Source organism: Paenibacillus algorifonticola (assembly GCF_000971975.1).
GTDB lineage: Bacteria > Bacillota > Bacilli > Paenibacillales > Paenibacillaceae > Pristimantibacillus > Pristimantibacillus algorifonticola.
This window is the reverse complement of record NZ_LAQO01000048.1, coordinates 47,103-60,748: the sequence shown is the minus strand read 5'-3', so window position 1 is coordinate 60,748 and position 13,646 is coordinate 47,103. Positions and strand designations below refer to the sequence as shown.

At 46.6% G+C, this 13,646-nt stretch carries 6 protein-coding genes and 1 pseudogene; 1 reads left to right on the top strand and 6 read right to left on the bottom strand.

Annotated features, from left to right (window positions below):
• On the top strand, positions 1-309 hold a 309-nt coding region (locus WH37_RS36815; RefSeq protein WP_231594433.1), incomplete at its 5' end, for a hypothetical protein.
• 124 nt (positions 310-433) lie between these two features.
• Here the strand turns inward: WH37_RS36815 and WH37_RS30130 are convergent.
• The 6 genes and pseudogenes from WH37_RS30130 to WH37_RS30110 all read right to left on the bottom strand — a co-directional run bounded on the left by WH37_RS30130 (position 434) and on the right by WH37_RS30110 (position 13,479).
• Complete coding sequence (locus WH37_RS30130) at positions 434-1,567, bottom strand: response regulator (RefSeq protein ID WP_046234348.1); 1,134 nt, start codon at positions 1,565-1,567, stop codon at positions 434-436.
• 16 nt (positions 1,568-1,583) lie between these two features.
• Complete coding sequence (locus WH37_RS30125) at positions 1,584-4,673, bottom strand: hybrid sensor histidine kinase/response regulator (RefSeq protein WP_046234347.1); 3,090 nt, start codon at positions 4,671-4,673, stop codon at positions 1,584-1,586.
• A gap of 1,439 nt (positions 4,674-6,112) precedes the next feature.
• A complete protein-coding gene (locus tag WH37_RS30120; protein WP_046234346.1) occupies positions 6,113-6,733 on the bottom strand; it encodes a hypothetical protein in 621 nt (206 codons plus the stop codon).
• A 1,738-nt stretch (positions 6,734-8,471) separates the two neighbouring features.
• Positions 8,472-9,248 carry a cellulose binding domain-containing protein gene (locus tag WH37_RS36810; RefSeq protein WP_231594435.1) on the bottom strand — a complete coding sequence of 259 codons (777 nt, stop codon included), beginning with the start codon at positions 9,246-9,248 and terminating at the stop codon, positions 8,472-8,474.
• Positions 9,234-10,376, bottom strand: a pseudogene (locus WH37_RS36805) (cellulase family glycosylhydrolase); the annotation flags it as partial. The gene WH37_RS36810 and the pseudogene WH37_RS36805, both read right to left, overlap by 15 nt.
• Before the next feature lie 199 nt (positions 10,377-10,575).
• A complete protein-coding gene (locus WH37_RS30110; protein ID WP_063838053.1) occupies positions 10,576-13,479 on the bottom strand; it encodes a cellulose binding domain-containing protein in 2,904 nt (967 codons plus the stop codon).
• Positions 13,480-13,646 lie beyond the last annotated feature (167 nt).

The window sequence follows — 13,646 nt, the reverse complement described above, 5'->3', positions numbered from 1 at the left end:
GCTTTATTACGAAAAAATAGCATAATAGGCGTGTCCACTCTATTGACAGAAGAGCATCCTGTCCGCTTAAGCCCCGAAATCGGAGCAAAAGCCAAAATAGCGGAACCTCAGTCCTTCAAAAAAGGAGTTGTGCGTCCCAAGCTGCGTGTTCTCAGCAACAGCGGACTCAGCCAACAGTGTTCTCAGCAACAGCGGACTCAGCCAACAGTGTTCTCAGCAACAGTCTCCTCAGCCAAAACGAACTCAGCAACAATTGCATGCTCTGGTTCCTTAAGCCTTGAATCGGCAGATGAGATTGGCCTCGAATAAGGGCTAAGCAAGGCGCAGCAGACCGCCTCCCGTTTGCATACACATCCTAGTACAAATTTAAAAAAAGCGGCTCAGACGCGCTGCCATCCGAAAAAGGAACGGCAAATCCAGCTGAGCCTCCGTTTTATTTTAACTGTGCACCTTTAAGCTGCTTCATTACATGCTTCGTCTCTGGCTCCGGCTCACAATTTAATTCTTCAAGAAGCAGTCGTGCAAAATCATCATAATAGAGGGCAAGTGCCTCCCGTTCTCCCATCTTGCCAAGCAGCTTTAAAATTTGCCGGCACAGCTCATCCGAATAAGGCTCCTGCTCATGCAGCAGCAGCAGTCTCTTAAGCGCCTCCTGCTCGTGCCCAGCATTCATCTCATAATGGATAAGGCTGCGTACAAACCGCACATATTTCGCTCTAAGCTCATCCCGGCGCTGCCTCGCCCACAGAAAATCATGCTCTTCAAAATAGTCCCCGGCATACAGGCTGAGCGTCTGCTCTGCCGCTATACGCTGCTGCTCCGTGTCAATGGCGCGGATCGCGGCAACTCCCTGCTCGAACTGCTCGACATCCAGCTTTAATCCATTGCTCGTCAAACGATAGCTGTCAAGCGCAAACTCAACGAGCGCCTCTACCTTCCAATCTTTCATCAGCTTGCGTATTTGATAGACGGACGTATGGAGCAGCATCATCGCTTTCTCATAATCCGAATCGGGCCATAGCGTGTCTAATAGCTGCTGCTTGGCGACCCACTGATCTTTATGATGCAGTAAAAAAGCAAACAGCTCCTGCGCTTTCAGCGTCCGCAGCCGGAGGCTCGTATTCGTTTTTCCATCGTCATGAAACGCAAGCCGCTTGAAGCATAGCACCTGCCTGCCGGGCAGCGGCTGCTTCTCCGGCTTGCCCCGACTGTAATCTTCTATAATGCGAGTAATCGTCTTCTTAAACCGTTCGGGATGAACGGGCTTCAGCAAATAATCGAGTGCATTCAGCTCAAACGCTTCAATCGCATATTCCGAATAGGCCGTTATGTATACGATACGGATATCCGGGTTAATGCTGCGGATATGCTCCGCCGCCTCAAGCCCGTTCAGTCCCGGCATATTAATGTCCAGAAAGACGATGTGTGCGGGCGTGTCCCGCACATCCTGAATGCCATCTCTGGCCGAAGTGAATTTTGCTGCCACCTGCAAGCGTCCGTCCCGCTCGAACAACCATTCAATGTGAGCGAGCGCCGGCTTTTCATCATCTATTAAAATGACTCTCATCGCCACCGACTCCCTTTTATGCTTCGTTATAAGTGCCTGCTCGCAGCTCCTTCGGATAGCGGAAGCTTACCTCCGCGCCGTGCTGCCTCTGTCCATCAATAACCAAACCACTGCCGTACAAATTGACCAGCCGTTGGTTGATGTTGCTAAGCCCTACGCGGCCTGTGCCTTTGTCCGAGAGCACCTGCGATAATCGTTCAGGGGAGAAGCCTACACCATCGTCCTCTACAAGAACCATAATACAGTTATCCACTTCAGAAATTTTCAGCTTAATCGTACCGCCTTCTTCTTTTTTCATTACGCCGTGATTGACCGCATTTTCCACAATCGGCTGAATGGTCAGCGGAGGAATCAGCGCAAGCTCATCGCAGCTAATTTCGTATTCAATTTTAAGCCGTTCATCAAAACGCGCCTTTTCCAGCGTCAAATAGGACTTGACCAGCTCCAGCTCACGTTCGATCGTCGTCATTTTGTCGCGATTATGGAAATCAAAGCTGCTGCGCAAAAACTGGCTTAATTCAATCAGCAGCTCCATCGCTTTATACGGATCTACCGGACAAATCGCAATAATCGTATTCAAGGCATTATATAAAAAATGGGGCTTAATTTGCGCCTGCAAAAACGCCATTTCCGCCTGTACGGCCAGCTTAACCGACTTGCGGAGTGCAAGCAGCGTCTGAACCCGGGCACGCAGCTCGCCTGCATCAACGGGCTTGCCGATATAATCGTTGACGCCCGCCTCAAAGCCGAGCTTGATGTCCTCCGGTTTCGTTTTGGCCGTGAGCAGCAGAACCGGAAGCTCCGACAGCAGGAAGCGTTCGCGAATTTTGCGGCAAAGCTCAATACCCGACATTTTCGGCATCATCCAATCGGTAATGACCAAATCATATTTGGCCGGAGCAGCGAACGCCTCTTCAAGCGCCTCATCTCCGCTTCTTACCGCCGTAACCTCGCATCGCTCAATGGAAAGCAAATTAATGAGCACCTGCAAATTAATCGGATCATCGTCAACGACGAGCACGCGGAATTCGGCGGCGGGCGGCGGTATATTCAGCATGGCAGTAAGCTCGATCGCTGCCGCCTGCTCCTGATAGGCGATGTCGCCGTCCTCCTGCTGCTGGCCTTGGGCGATCGGGATCGTGAAGCTGAACGTCGTCCCTTTTCCCTCAATAGAATGGACACTAATGGTTCCGCCACCCAGCTCAACGAGCTGCTTCGTAATGCGCAGTCCGAAGCCCGAGCCTTGAAAGGCACGCCGCCCCGCCTTTGCTTTGCGTTCAGAAAGAAAAACCGTTTCAAGCTGCTCGGACGGCATGCCCATTCCTGTATCCGAAATGTCCACCCTCACCTTATCTCCCTGCGTCACCGCACTAATTGTAATTTTCCCCTGAATGGTCGCCTTCGCCGCATTGCCAAGCAAATTGTACAAAATTTGCCGCAGCCGATCTTCATCCGCATCCAGCAAAGGCAAATTGGCAGGCAGCCGCTGCTGAATCTGAACCTGCTTATCGATGAGCAGATGCTCCACAACCTCCACAACCGCATGAAGCACAGGCTGAAAATAAATCTTTCGCTTCGCAAGCTTCATCACACCGCCCCGCAGCTCCGCAAACTCCAAAATATCCTGAATCAGTGCAGACAGCTGCTTTCCGGTCGATACAATCATCGATAAATGCTCTGCCTGCTTCGTATTGTTGAGCGGTCCGGATGCGCCTTCCAGCATGGAGGCTGCCATATTAATAATGCCGTGCAGCGGCGTCCTCAGCTCGTGCGAGGTCATCGTCATAAATTCATCCTTGAGCCCATCAAGCGTCAGCAGCTTCTCCGACAGCTGCTCCACCTCGCGAATCGACTTTGTAAAGCGTTTCGCGAACAAGCCCGCATGGGCGAACACGAACAGCAGCGTTTCGAAGGAAATGAGCATCGCGCTTTCCATAAATCCGTATGCCCGCATCATGGAAGCAAGCATCATCATGACAATGCTCTGAAGACTTAAAAACCAGTAAGGATCCGTATACGCTTTGCGTCCGACCCCCCGAATAATGACATAAATATAATAAACGATCATAAACAAGCCCTGAATCATAATTAAAACTTCCAGCTTTGAGATAAATAATGGCGTCGCAACGAGCTCCAGCAAAATGGTGATGCCCGCAAGCCATTTCAAGAACCGCATCACCTTGGGATGCACGATGCCTGGCAGCATTTCATTCACAATGCATAATAAAAAATAATACACAAATACCGATGAGATTGGCTGCAGCTTCAGCACGAAGGAATAAGGCAGATCAGGCAGCAGTTGGACAAGGATCCGTTCCCCTTGGGTCATCATAAAAATCATGGACGAGAGGCAAAAAAGCCCGAGAAACATCAGCCCTCTCTCCTGCTTTCTAAGCGCGTATAACAGCAAGCAAAACAAGCCCGGGATTAGAAATCCGGCAATCGTCAGCGCCCCTCGTAAAATATCCATCTCCCGGTTTTTAATAATCGTATGCTGATCTCCGAAGGTGATGGAATAAATGATGCCGCCTGTAGCATAACTGTAGTTCGCCACCTGCACAATGAGCTCGACCGAATCGCCCGCAACGGTGCCAAGGCCAATATAAGGCACATTGTTTTGAACGCCATCGTATTCATTTGCTGCTGGGGCACCGCTGGCACCAATCAATTGATTGTTTAAATAAATTCGATTGGCCATGCGAATGTTAGAGGTGTAAACCCCATATATTTCCCGCAAATGGCTGGGAAGCTGAATTTTCAAACGATACGTGCCGTAGCCAATGCCCGCCCTACTTCCATCTTCGGACAAATAAGCATTCCATTTCCCTGGTACGTTCACCAGCTTGCCCGGTGGAGCCTGCTCCTTTGGCATCTGGCTAGCTATGGAAAAGTCTTTCGGCGTCAGCAGCTGGTTCGGATAAAACTCCCACTCCCCGTCCAGCTTGACTGCTCCATTTTCCACAAAACTCCAGTTACTCAAGTCCAACACGCCATTCACAGCACGCACATCTTGTCTATCCGTCAGCTTAAGGAATACAAGCACAAAAATCGTGCCCATAATTCCCAAAATCATCAGGAACATACCGATGTTCTTTCGATTAAGCATTCATAGTCTCTCCCCGCAGCGTTACGATGCCTCTTATGTATCGTCTATACAATGTAAAAGCCTGCTGAGTCGCACTCACCAGGCACTGCTTATTCATGCAAGCTATCGTTTTCGTTTCTATCTTCTATTATAACTTCTATTCTGAACCTTTTCTGAACATATTTCGGCTATATTACCTTAATGCTGACTGAAAATCCCACTTATGATTGCCTACATGTAAGCAAACGCGGTTGTAATCCTGAATCAATTGAAGGCTGATGTACTAAGAACAGATTGTTCACAGGCTGATCTGCTTGATTAAAGAACTTAAGCTTAATCAGTAATTCGTACGTAAATTAAAAGGGGCACATGGCATTAAAGGTTAGCGCAATTAAAAACGGCAATAGTGATTCATAAAAGAAGTTTCGCTGCTCTGCACTGACTCATAAACACTCAACATCGATCCTACAGCTAGTTGGAGGCGGTAGCTACTCGATTGTTCATATGTCACTTAAGATAACTTGATGCTGATTTTGCACTGGTGACGAAGCACCTCCATGAATTTGCACATAAGGCAAAATACCTTCTTATTATGCTTTAGCTTTTAACCTCATTGATGAAGCTACTTAAGCAACATGCCTCGCATTCCGCTCCTATAGTAATTAAACATAGATAGTTCTATTTCTAAATATCACCATATCAATTTGACGTGTCAGTCTAATAAATTTCTGAGCAATTTCTATTTTCTCTGCAAGTACAGGTCCATATTTTATGCAGATCTTTGAGAACTTGTTGTGCAACGAGATTCTTCAAACTTTTATTCTCTTCCCCGACTGTGCATAGACTACTATGGTAAGAACAAACTTATTTTGCTTATTGCTACGCCCGACCAACTGATTCAATCTTTACGAATCAGCTCTTTGACCCAATTCAAAACTATCTTAGAGTTAAGCTCGCGCTGGTGCGCTAACGTGGCAATATTCCTGATCCCCTTCCTTTTGACTGCAACCATTTTTCTAATATTTAAGAGATATTATTTTTTCTTTATTTTTAGTCCCCTCTGTTTGATTTCTTTATATCTAAGTAATAGGCGTACTATCCTAGTCTAAATAAGGGCTAAAAAGCAACAAATTTTGGATCTTGTTTATTATAATAAAAAGCACCCTTATCGTTTTCATCGGTTCAAACACTAAAGTGTTTTTCCGATGTCCACTCTTCGGTGTGCTCTTCAAGTCGCATTCATAAACTTATAGGTATTATTTTAAAAATCAATTCCGAATTGTAATCTACTAAGAATAAATTTCTCATTTCAACTATTACTAAAACAGGGAAACTTAAATTATATTCCAAGAGAAAATCCATTATACTCAAACTAATAACTGTTCATCTAAAAATTGAAATGAATTATTGGTGAGTCATAAATAAATTGAAATTTTTCTAAAGTAGTTTCATCCTAAATATCAATAAGAACTTGGAAATGTGAATTCAGGTTTAGTTGGATGTTTTTGCCAAATAAATTCATAAGACTGTTGTTTATATATTCCTGAAATATAATACGTTATATCTCCTTTACCTCTGGCCTTAATACCTTGCTTATAACCGCTATCTAAAGTAACATGTTTAGCCTCAGTTACTCCACGTGAAACAGTAGCCCATCCAGTATCAAGGATAGTTTGATAAACATCATTTGAATTCCCACTTAGGAGGTAACCTTCTCCAAAGCTACCACCACTATAGTAATCTATTTTGCTAACACTTAGCTCAATTTTCGCGTACCCAACAAGCCAATCATACGACTTTATCACAGATAATGTTAAAGAACCTGCTCTTGAAAATTGTCTATTAACAGAATATGTAACAGAGCTACCATCATCGAAATTTATAACTAACGGCTCATCAGGATTAAAACTAATTTCCTCAGTGGATGAAAGTTCCTGTATTTTCTGTTTTTCCAGTTCAAAATTAAAAGCATCAGGATCTTTAATTTCAATAGCATTTTCTGCTGCATACGCTGGAGTAAGGTTTAACAACAAGGTTAAGATCATGAATAATCCTAATATTTTTATCGATTTTTCTTTCAATGAACTATCTCCTTTTCATTTTAAATTCTAACATTCAAATAACTACATAATTCAAAATAAATAAAACACTCACAATAATTCATTACCAAAATCAGATGAGCATAAACCATATCATACTTCCCTTAATAAGTAAATATTAACAAACAAAAAGATCTTATATTACAACATTTAGTTTTATTTTGTCAATAAAGGAATTTATGAGAATGTTAAATTAATTCTCTGATTCAGATTCTTCAATTTAAAACGATTTTCAAAGGCAGCGCCAAGAATTTTGTGTAAATGAATTAACCAGTGGTTGATTCATAAGGAAGTCCTCGATTTTTGGATTGTTGTGTAGTAACTCAACTCCACTAGAAAAGGTCTTTATTTTTTTCTACTTACACATCATTTTTTACACTTTCTTTTCAAATCATTTTAGATGGTTAACCTGAAATGTTTGACGAACGGAACGACTAATGGTTAAATATAAATATACTAAGATCACTCTTAATTTTCATATTATAGAATATATTATATATGGAGGCGTAAAAATGGGTTTAGAAGGGTTTTTAAAGATGATATCAGGAGTTGCGTGGATAGTGGTTTTTTGGATAGTTGTTATTTTAATATTTTTATTTCTATATAATAAATTTTTCAGAAAAAAATAGATGATTTACCGATACTCTTTGATTAGTTTCCTTCTACTGTTATTTTCGAAAGAGAGTTCATATATAAATAGATTTTGAAAAACCTTTTGTTAACGTACATTTGACAACTACATTCGCTATTGCAATGCCCAAGAAACAATGGAATCTAGAGCAGTCTATCCTCTTACTAGGTATCAATTATAAAAGCACCACTTTCTTATAAATATCTTGTCAAAATAAATAGTTGTACACTGCGTTCACGAGAGCTTCGTGAGCAAACTTACTGCAGAGACATATACGGGAGCGGTTGTTCTTTTAACGAAATATTTCAGCGTATTATTCGTCAGGAACCTTGACATATCCATACTCATTAATAAAGATTGCTCGTACAAGTCTGTTTACATTCTTCTTGGAGCATCGATGCCAAGAAGTATAAAGTTAAGCAAAATAGACCTTTACATTTTGAAATGCCATCATATTCGAATAGAATGCGACCCCTTATCCTTAGTTGGTTGCTGTATGAAGGTACCTGCACATTTTTCAAACTGCGACACTGAAGGCTACTTTCAGGAGTGAAAAGTGTATCTTCTATTATATGAACCTAAATGTACATTCTCGATCTCCCCCTTTACCAGTAATCACCTTATCGAGTCCCTAATAAATGAGCCTGATGCTTTGCAGATATTTTTCTGGTCTTTACTGGTGGGAGTGCCCACGATGAAACAACCACGTGTTTCTTATGTCTGCCTTTACACCGCAGAATCTGGGCTCCTCCTGCTTTAAGAAGTCTCCCTTAAAGTCATTTGCATGTTTAAAGACTACTTCTCCATACGATTTTTTGTATCATTTCTAAGATGTAATCACTCACGATAGATGGGTTTACCGAACTACACAACCTTGCCCGCTACTCTCACCCTGCTTAAGTACTTGGGTGAGAGTAGCGGGCTAAGCACTTAAGTTTCTCTGACATAATTATGGTAGTCTATACAAGACTTCTAAATGTTCGATTCCCATTATGCAGGTATGCGGATAGTATGTGTTCTGTTTCTCCAGTGCAAAGTTGTGGAGACCTCTATTTACGTAAAACCAGAACGTGCCTCGGCTAACTTGCTTCACGACGGCTCCTCTCCCCATACAAGCACCCCGCTGCGATACAAGGTGACGCGGCTGGCATCGGCAAAGGCCGTATTTGCCGCATTATACGAATAGTCATTGGTCTCCATATAGTTGGACCAATCATTTTTATGAATACGCGTCTGCATTTCCCCAGTATGGCCGCCAGCAGTGACATTTCCGGTACCCGTGCCGAAGCTGATTTCCAAATAAGAGTCGGCATTTGCACTCGTCTTGCCTGACGTGGCAATGCTGCCGCTAAGATTCGAGCAACCAACTGTCGCATAGTCACAGTCAAAGGTTTGCGGCTGCGTGCCATCTGCCGAATACCAATAACGAATGGTGAGCTCATGAAGCGGCACTGCCGTTGTGCCCGAATTGACGATGCGCAGTTGCGGCTTTAGCTGATTGTCCAAAGCGGCAGAATCGCCGTTTTTGTATTGGACCTTGAGCTCGCTCGTGCCCGTATTCGGGAGGGCTGGCGTTGCACTCGCCTGCAAGGAGTTCCCCGATTCGCCCGCGCTGTTCACCGCACTAACCGTATAGTAGTAAGTCGTTCCATTGACCAGTCCCGTATTCACATAAGTGGTACTGCTTGTCGTACCCACTGTCGCGAAGGGGCCCGTACTTGAAGCCGCGCGCTTGATATTGTAGCTGGTCGCTCCGCTTACCGCCTGCCAGGACAGCGCCGTCTGTCCATTGCCTGCCGTTGCCGTTACGCCTTGCGGCGCAGTCGGTGTCGGCCCAGTTCCCCCGCCGCCCGACTTGGCATTCATCACATTCGCGTGATTAGTCAGCAGCGTAGCCGTCGCGCTTGGATACACGACGCGGAAGCCATCATAATCCGGATACAGCGTATCATCATCCTGAATGCCGGTTAAAATCCAAAATTGGCTGCCCGCTCCGCCATATTGCTCGACCGCACCGAGCCAAGCGGCATAAACCTGATTGCGGGTCGCCTGATTTTGATAGCCGAATTCCTCCAGCACGACTGGCTTTTGCGCCGCATTGCCGTCCTCGATATGATCAATAATCCACTGCGTGCCCCATTCCGCTGTACGGTTCCAATGATCCGGATACAAGTGAAACGTGCCGTAATCAATATTGGGCAGCGTAATCAGCCTTTCCCAATCAACGCCTTCCCCGCCGCCATACATCCAGTCCGAATGCCCCGGAATGTTATAAAAGCCTTCATCGCCTACAGCCACCAAATGATTCGTATCAAGCGATTTGACATAGGTGCTCATCTCATCCGCCCAATTAACAAGCTTGTTGCCCGTTGTGTCGGATTGGGCCCGCGGCTCATTCGCCAGCTCCCATGCCATAATGGCTGGATCATCTTTATATTTAACGCCTGTGTACGTATTCACTCGGTTGAGCATGTAGTTTACATAGTTTTTATATGCTTGTTTAATAGAAGCATTCGTATAGAAAGCATCATGCGAGCCGGCATTAAACCACGCAACATACTGATTCATGCCGCCAAAATCATCCCAATTGTTCACAAATGGAATAACCAGCTTAACGCCCGACTGTCCTGCCTTATAAATCGCATAATCCAGCTTGGTAAAACCCGATTCGTCATATACGCCGGGAGTTGGCTGTAGGACGGCATTGTCCTGCGGCTGTCCATTATGGAAGCCCCAAATTCGGATCACCTTGAGATTCATCGCCACCATGTCGGCAAACACGTCATCGACCATTTTTTGCGACTTATAGTGGAAATAATAATTGTTCGTTCCGGCAAAATAAAAGTCTTCGCCATCCAGCTGAAACTTGCTGCCTGATGTTGTAACGAAAGCATCGCTATCTGCGGCGCTGGCCTTCGTATCGGCCGTCGTCCACCCGCAGACCATAGCTAGCGCCAGTGAAAAAATCATTAACCGTTTAAGCTGCTGCTTCATACGTAATAGCCTCCTTTTGGATTTTTTTCATCTGAAATGGAATCGCTATACTTCTATTATCAAGCAGGGAGCCGCCTCGAAACTAGTCGAATCGTTACCTCTTTTCTATCACTTTGGTGACCAAAAATAGCGGCAGCACCAGCATAAAAGGCTCATGCACCGTATGAACCGGCGCATGAGCCCCTTACTCTTTTTCAAATTAAGATGGCTCTACGCCCCATTGCTTGCTGCCCGCTGCATACCCGGTAGCTTTGTCCCAGTCTACATAGCTTGTCGCGCTGGAATTGAACGAATAATCGCCCGTTTGTGTGTAGTTGCTCCAATTGTTTTTCGAAATCCGCGTTTGCAGCTCAATGCTTTGGCCTGCCGCCACGGAGCCTGCTGCGCTGGCAAAGCTAATTTCAACGTAGTAGTCTGCTCCCGTTACGGCCGTCGGCAGCTTGACGAAGGAAGCATGGACGTTGGCACTGCCAACGGTCGACCAGTCGCACCAGAAGCTTTGGCCTTCCTCGCCGTCTATCGTGTAATAATAACGGAGCGTCACATCGGCCAGATTAAGTGAGCTTGTGCCTGTATTGACCAGCTTGATCTTCGGGCTAAGCGTGTTCGCTGTTGCCGATGTTCCGCCGTTAAACAGCTGCACTTTAAAGCTGCCTGCCGGGGACGGAGTCGCTGTTGGCGTCGGTGTCGCTGTTGGAGTTGGTGTCGGTGTCGCCGTTGGTGTCGGTGTCGGTGTCGCCGTTGGCGTTGGTGTCGCCGTTGGCGTTGGTGTCGCCGTTGGCGTCGGTGTAGGAGTTGGGCCATTCACCGTATCGCCATAGATGATTCCGCGGCCATTCGTGCCGATATAGACGCGTCCGAAGATGCGCGGATCGCCCGTGATCGTTTCGCCAGTAAACGCATATTGATGCTGGTCATCATTAATTCTCACCCAATTTGCCCCGCCATTATCGGAGCGGAAAAATCCTCTGACTTGATCGATTTGCGCCGATACATAAAGTGCAGGATACGTCTGGCCTGGCGCTGCCATACCGAAGCCAACGACATCTGCTTCCTCGACGTTGCTAAGCTTCGTAAACGATGCACCTGAGTTCGTCGAATGCCACAACCCGTATACGCCGCTGTCCTCGTTGCCTCCAGCCAGCCAAATATCGCCTTCCACACCTGGAAGCGCTTTAAATCTTACGTTTCCTTCTGCTGGAAGTCCTGCTGCTGCCGACATGGTGAACGTCGCGCCACCGTCGGTGCTTACATAGAACTTGCCTGCGGCTGCCGCATAAAATTTGTTTTTGTTGACGCGGTCTGAGATCACTCTTGCACCGGCTGGAATGCCTGTGCTTGCTGTCCATGAGTTGCCGGTCGTTTTGGAATAATAAACGCCTACATCAGAGGTGCTCCATACGAGCGAGCTGTTGTCAGCCGCAACGGCTATAAAGCCGCCGCCCTTTGTTGCGGAGGGCTCTGCATTCGGGCTATACCAGTTCGTTCCGCCATCGTAGGACAGAGCAATCGATTTTTCATTAGGATATTTCGCCTTGTCTGCATTTCCAACGCGCGCAATGAATCCAGCGTTTAGTTCAGCGAAGTCTATGCTAGTGGAGCTGCTTGGACTAATGAACATTTTTGCAGGTGCCGCCGTTAAATCATTATGTCGGTAGCCTGAAACATCAAGCATGGCGCTTAGCAGGTGAGCGCCAGTCGGCGGGCTAATCAATTCTTTGATTGACGTTTCCTCAATGCCCTTGGCCATAACAGACAAAGCCACTTTGCCGCCGCTATCCCAAGCCGTCAAGTTCGTCGTGCCGTACACCGTAGCGCCTGTGCCATATAGCATGCGGTCAGAGTTGAAAGGATCAATTTCAATATCGCCAATCATCCAGCCGAGCTTAGGCGATACTTCGGGCGGCGCAGAACTTACGCCCCAATCGAGCCATGGCGCTGCCGAAATATCCTGTGTGTACGAGAAGTCGCGGTTCGGGTAAGCACCATACTGCCAAATCGGCTTCCACGTTGCGCCGCTATCCGTACTGCGATAAAGGTTTGCGTCCGGGTACCATGAATTTAGCGTTGCGACGATCAGTGTGCCCGGATTCTGGGCATCCACCGCAAGGCCGCCATAGCCGAAATAATTATCAGCGCTGCTTGAAGGTACTGGGCTAATGTTCGTCCACACGCCAGTTGCTGTATTCAGCCTCCACACATCGCCCTTCGAGCCGTTATACGGGCCTGTACCATTGCTGTACGTAACATAAAGCTGCCCATTCGAATCCAGCTCGCCATGATGCGGCAAATAGCCAGTCGGCTGTCCCGCAACAGCTGACCAGGTTGTCCCGCCGTCCGTACTGCGGTAAATGCTGCTCGCTGTATCCGCTACGCCCACATAAATCGTCTGTGTTGCGCTGCCGGGCGAACCCGTCGATTCGTCAAACGTAATCCAGGCTAGTCCCATAATATCCGCTAAATAAGGATAAGTCGGGTCCTCCACAAAATTGCCCGGATTCGGGAACGCGGTTACTTTGCTCCATGTCACGCCATAGTCCGTACTTTTCCACAAACCATTGCCGCTGCGCGCTCCAAAATAAAGGATATTATTTTTATTCGGGTCAACCATCAGCCGCTCGCCCATCGACCGCCCAGGCATATTGCCGCCTATCTTGAAGGGCAGCTGCGTTTCCTGCCAAGTGTCCCCCTTGTCGGTGGAGCGCATAATATAGCCGTTATGCGGGTCCCAATCATTCGTATAGGCGCCAGCCGCAATATACAGGCGATTCGGATCAACCGGATCCGTTGCCAGCGCATCTACGCCGGTCTTATTCCACTCATCCCAGCCCACGTGGTCCAGCAGCGCCTTCCAACTGCCTGTCGCCTCGTTATAGCGATAAGCACCGCCCACATCCGTCCGGGCATATAGCAGCCCAGGCTCTTTTTTATTAAAAACAAATCCCGGGACGAAGCCGCCGCCCCCTCCAGTCACTACATTTTTCCACGTGTACGCTTCACTCGGCGCAGCTTGCGCCTGCAACGGGTTTCCGATTATTACCGTGCTGGCGACAACGGTGATCGCTAGGGCCAGCGTGCCCAGCTTGCGCATTGAATGTTTGATCAAATGAATACCCTCCTCAATTGGAATGATATAACGCAAACACCTAAAATATAAAAATGGATGAGCACCCACTCCCTTCCAAATGTATACGCTTTCATTTTAGCACATAAGATTTAAGCCAAGCACTATATAAAATGGATATATTTTCATATAAAAATCAGTTATTT